Origin of the sequence: Bacillus sp. JJ722 (assembly GCF_036963345.1) — a bacterium.
Taxonomy (GTDB): domain Bacteria; phylum Bacillota; class Bacilli; order Bacillales; family DSM-1321; genus Bacillus_AD.
In genome coordinates, this window is record NZ_JBALMO010000284.1 from 1 (window position 1) to 4455 (window position 4455).

The 4455-nt window shown below is 39.3% G+C and carries 2 protein-coding genes; both read left to right on the top strand.

The features are described from left to right. The coding region (locus tag V7014_RS23890) for a Tn3 family transposase (RefSeq protein WP_335511044.1) at positions 1 to 826 on the top strand (826 nt) is incomplete at its 5' end. Between the two features lie 347 nt (positions 827 to 1173). After that, a complete protein-coding gene (locus tag V7014_RS23895) occupies positions 1174 to 4302 on the top strand; it encodes an ATP-binding protein (protein WP_438824970.1) in 3129 nt (1042 codons plus the stop codon). The last annotated feature ends 153 nt before the right edge of the window (positions 4303 to 4455 follow it).

The window sequence follows — 4455 nt, forward strand, 5'->3', positions numbered from 1 at the left end:
GTTCTCTTCTTCTTATACAAAAGTAATTAACACAAATGTTCGTGACGCTGAACATGACATTGATGGATTACTACATCATGAGACAGATCTTAACATTGAAGAACACTATACAGATACTGCTGGGTATACTGATCAAGTATTTGGTTTAACTCATATACTCGGATTTCGTTTTGCCCCTCGTCTTCGTGATTTAGCTGATACTAAATTATTTACTATAAATGGCATTCAAGAATACCCTGATGTACAAGCACTTCTTAGAGGCAAGATAGATATAAAGGTCATTCAAGAAAACTACGATGATGTATTACGTTTAGCGTACTCTGTAAGGACAGGTAAGGTTTCTGGAGCATTAATTATGGGGAAATTAGGTTCTTACGCAAGACAGAATAAGCTTGCAAAAACGCTTCGAGAAATGGGAAGAATAGAAAAAACGATATTTACCTTGGATTACCTTTCAAGTAAAACTTTGAGAAGACGTATACAAAGAGGTTTAAATAAAGGCGAAGCTGTGAATGCACTTGCCAGAGCTATATTTTTTGGAAAAATTGGTGAATTTAGAGAACGCGCTCTCCAAGATCAATTACAACGAGCAAGTGCACTCAATATCATAATCAATGACATTAGTGTTTGGAACACGGTTTATTTAGAGAAAGCTATTGAAGAACTCAAAAAAAAGGGGGGATTTAGGGAAGATTTAATGCCTCACGTGTCTCCATTAGGTTGGGAGCACATAAACTTTCTAGGTGAATATAATTTTGATGTAGCATATAATTCAAGCTTACGTAACTTGCGTCCATTACATAAAAAAGAGCCGGTTTACTCTTAACGGGGTAAAACCCGGCTCTTTTTCTGTCGAAATTTGCTTAGCGTGGGTTTTTTCCGAAATGCTGGCGGTACCCCTAAAAGAAAATAGCAGAAGTAAAAGTGTAGTAAGATTATGCAGTTCATGAGGGAATGAACGAAGGACATACTTTGTTCATTCTATTTTTTATTCCCGATGTGAATAACCAAATTCTACTAGGTGGTTATGTCTGTAAATTGACATAACGACATCTTAATCGTTCGTGTCTCTGTTACGCTTTATGTGGTAAAATATAGGTGAAACCATATGGAACCTTAGAAGAAAATGAGTAGGAGAGGAACTTCTTGGCACATGATTCACCAAAATACCAAATGAAAAAGAGCCATATTTTATTATTACTAGGGTTAGTATTAGTCATCTTATCCGGTTCGCGTATGTTGTGGATGGAATTGTTTCATAACCAAAAACAGGTGTCGATTAAAAACGGGCAGATCGATTTGCGCGATTGGAACGCAGAAGATGGCGACGTTCTCTTGCTTGATGGAGAATGGGAGTTTTATCCGTCGCAGTTGTTGATGGATGATAGTCGGCAACAAGTATCAGGAGAGAGTGAGCCAGAGCTTATTCAGGTTCCAGGAGGATGGAATGAAGCTTTGCATGCCGACAAGTCAGCTCCATATGGATTTGCTTCTTATCGCTTGCGTCTTTATGTAAATCCGGAAAAGGACCTGAACTATAGTATTCGTGTATACGGCGTTCGCACTTCATCAGAAGTATATGTGAATGGCCGATTACTTGCTGAATCCGGGCGGGTGGCGGAATCGAAGGATGAATACATTGCGAAGAACCTGCCTTATTCCACATCCTTTACAGCAGACGAAAACGGCGTAATCGATCTAGTGATTCAAGCGGCAAATTATGTGGACAGCCGTAGTAGCGGCATTGTCCGATCCATTAAATTTGGTTCTGAAGAAGCCATTACAACGGAAATGAAAGCTTCCATTTCGATGCATCTTCTGGCAGCCCTTATATTTTTTATGCATGCTGTCTATGCGTTTATTTTGTTTTTACTCGGAAATAAGGAAAAGAAGCTGCTTTATTTTTCTCTGCTAACGTTTTGTATAACACTTACTAGCGTGCTAAGTACTGATGAGAAGTTGTTCCATCAATTATTTTATATCGGCACTGATTGGGATTTTCGGCTATCTAATGCTGCTCTCGTTATGGGAGCCTATGCTTTATTGAAGTGTACGAATCATCGTGAATTCCCTTATTGGAGCAGGATGTATCCTGTATATACGGTAATGAGCTTAGGGACCGCCGGCATCACGTTGCTTTTAGATCCCGATCAGGTGATTATGCTCTTCCCGGTCTATTATCTATTGGTTGGTATTGCTGCAGGGATCACGATTATTGCACTCTATAAAAAAGTAATCAAAGATATAAAGGGCAATCTTTTGTTGCTTTTTTCGTTTCTTGCGCTGGTTCATCATTTTCTTTGGTCGGTATTCTGGGAGGAAAGTGGTTTAAGTCTTGTCTATTATCCGTTCGATATGATTATTGCGATGGGTTGTTTAGCATCTGTATGGTTTAAAGATTATTTTAACATGCATGCTAATACAAAGGAACTTGCTGTAACATTGCAAAGAATGAATGATCATAAGGATCAATTTTTGGCAAACACTTCACATGAATTTAAAAATCCGCTACACAGCATTCTTAACATTTCACAATCCGTTTTAAAAAGGGAACAACATTTGTTGAAGGAACGGAGTATCAAAGAGCTTGAAACGGTCTTATCTGTAGGACGTCGGCTGACATTAATGTTAAACGATTTGATTGATGTGATGAGTTTACGGGAAGGCAATCCGCGTCTACTCAAAAAAGCCATAAGTATTCAGCCAATCGTGACCGGAGTACTTGATATGCTGCAATTAAATGCAGAAGTGAAGTCTGTAAAAATTGTAAATCAAATTCCTGAAGATTTTCCTCCCGTACATGCGGATGAAAATCGGGTTATTCAAATTGTTTTCAATTTACTTCACAATGCTGTGAAATATACGAACGAAGGGATCATTTCGATTCAAGCTTTTGAAAAGGACGGAAGAGCTTATATTGTTATTACGGATACAGGGATCGGAATGGATGAGGACATGCTTAAGCGCCTATTCAGTCCGTATGAGCAAGCAAGTGCGAGTGAGACAATGATTGAAGGTGGCTTTGGGTTAGGTTTAAGTATAAGCAAGCAACTGGTTGATCTTCATGGAGGTACGTTAGATGTGTCCTCTATGCTCGGGGAAGGTTCAAAATTTACATTTTCGTTAAAGTTGGCAGGGATGAATGCAGAGGTTGAGGATGATGTTTCGAACTCAATCGAACAGTTCGTCTTACAATCCATGCCGATTCAAGAAATAGCCTCCTCAGTCGATTTGGAAAAAGTAGAAATCCCACTAGCTACGAAACAAACAACTTTATTAGAAATGAATCGTGAGCGTCCGCTCCTATTAATTGTTGATGATGATCCTGTTAATCTTCAAGTGCTTGAAGCAATACTACCACCGGACGAATATGAGATAACGATGGTAACGAGCGGTAAAGAAGCGTTGGCTGTACTGGATAATAAGGAATGGGACCTAGTCATCTCTGACATTATGATGCCGCAGATGTCAGGTTATGAGTTGACACGAATGATTCGCGAGCGGTTTACACTCACAGAGCTTCCTGTTCTGCTCCTTACCGCAAGAAGCCAACCGAAAGATATCCAGAGTGGTTTTTTGGCGGGAGCAAACGATTATGTGACGAAGCCGGTAGAAGCTATGGAAATAAAATCACGGATTGAGGCGCTAACAACGATTAAACAATCCGTTCGGGAACAAATTCGATTAGAAGCTGCATGGCTGCAAGCGCAAATCCAGCCACATTTTTTATTTAATGCATTAAATTCTGTAGCAGCTTTAAGTGAAATTAATTTGGATAAGATGCGTGATTTGCTCGATGAGTTCAGCAATTTTTTGAGGAATAAATTTCAATTCCAAAATATGGATGGCCTTGTTCCGATCGAAGAGGAGCTAAGTCTAGTGCGCTCATATTTATATATCGAAAAGGTGCGGTTTGGAGAAAGGCTGCAGGTTATTTGGGAGATAGATGACTACGAGGAATTAAAAATCCCATTCCTTACGATCCAGCCTCTAGTAGAAAATTCAATAAGACATGGTGTAATGAAGCGCACTCGCGGGGGGAAGATTGTTATTCGGATTTCTGTATATGAAACGCATGCAGAGATAACAGTTGAAGACGATGGAATCGGAATGGACGACGTTCAATTACAAAAAATATTAGAAAGAAAAGCAGATAGCAGATCAGGAGTCGGATTGATAAATACGGATCAGCGATTAAAACGGCACTTCGGAACAGGACTTCATTTCACAAGTGCGTCAGATGTAGGAACAAAGGTAACTTTTCATGTGCGTAACAGGTTGAATAGCAGGAATTTGAGGTAATCGAAACAAAAGTAAATAGAATAGGGCTGTTCATGCTGGATAAAATTGATCCCAAAGAAATCAAGCTACTAAAGAGAGATATTATCAGATGAGTATGGAACTACTCCCACTTTCATTTCGTTTTGAAGTGGGAGTCTTTTTTTCGGGAAAAAA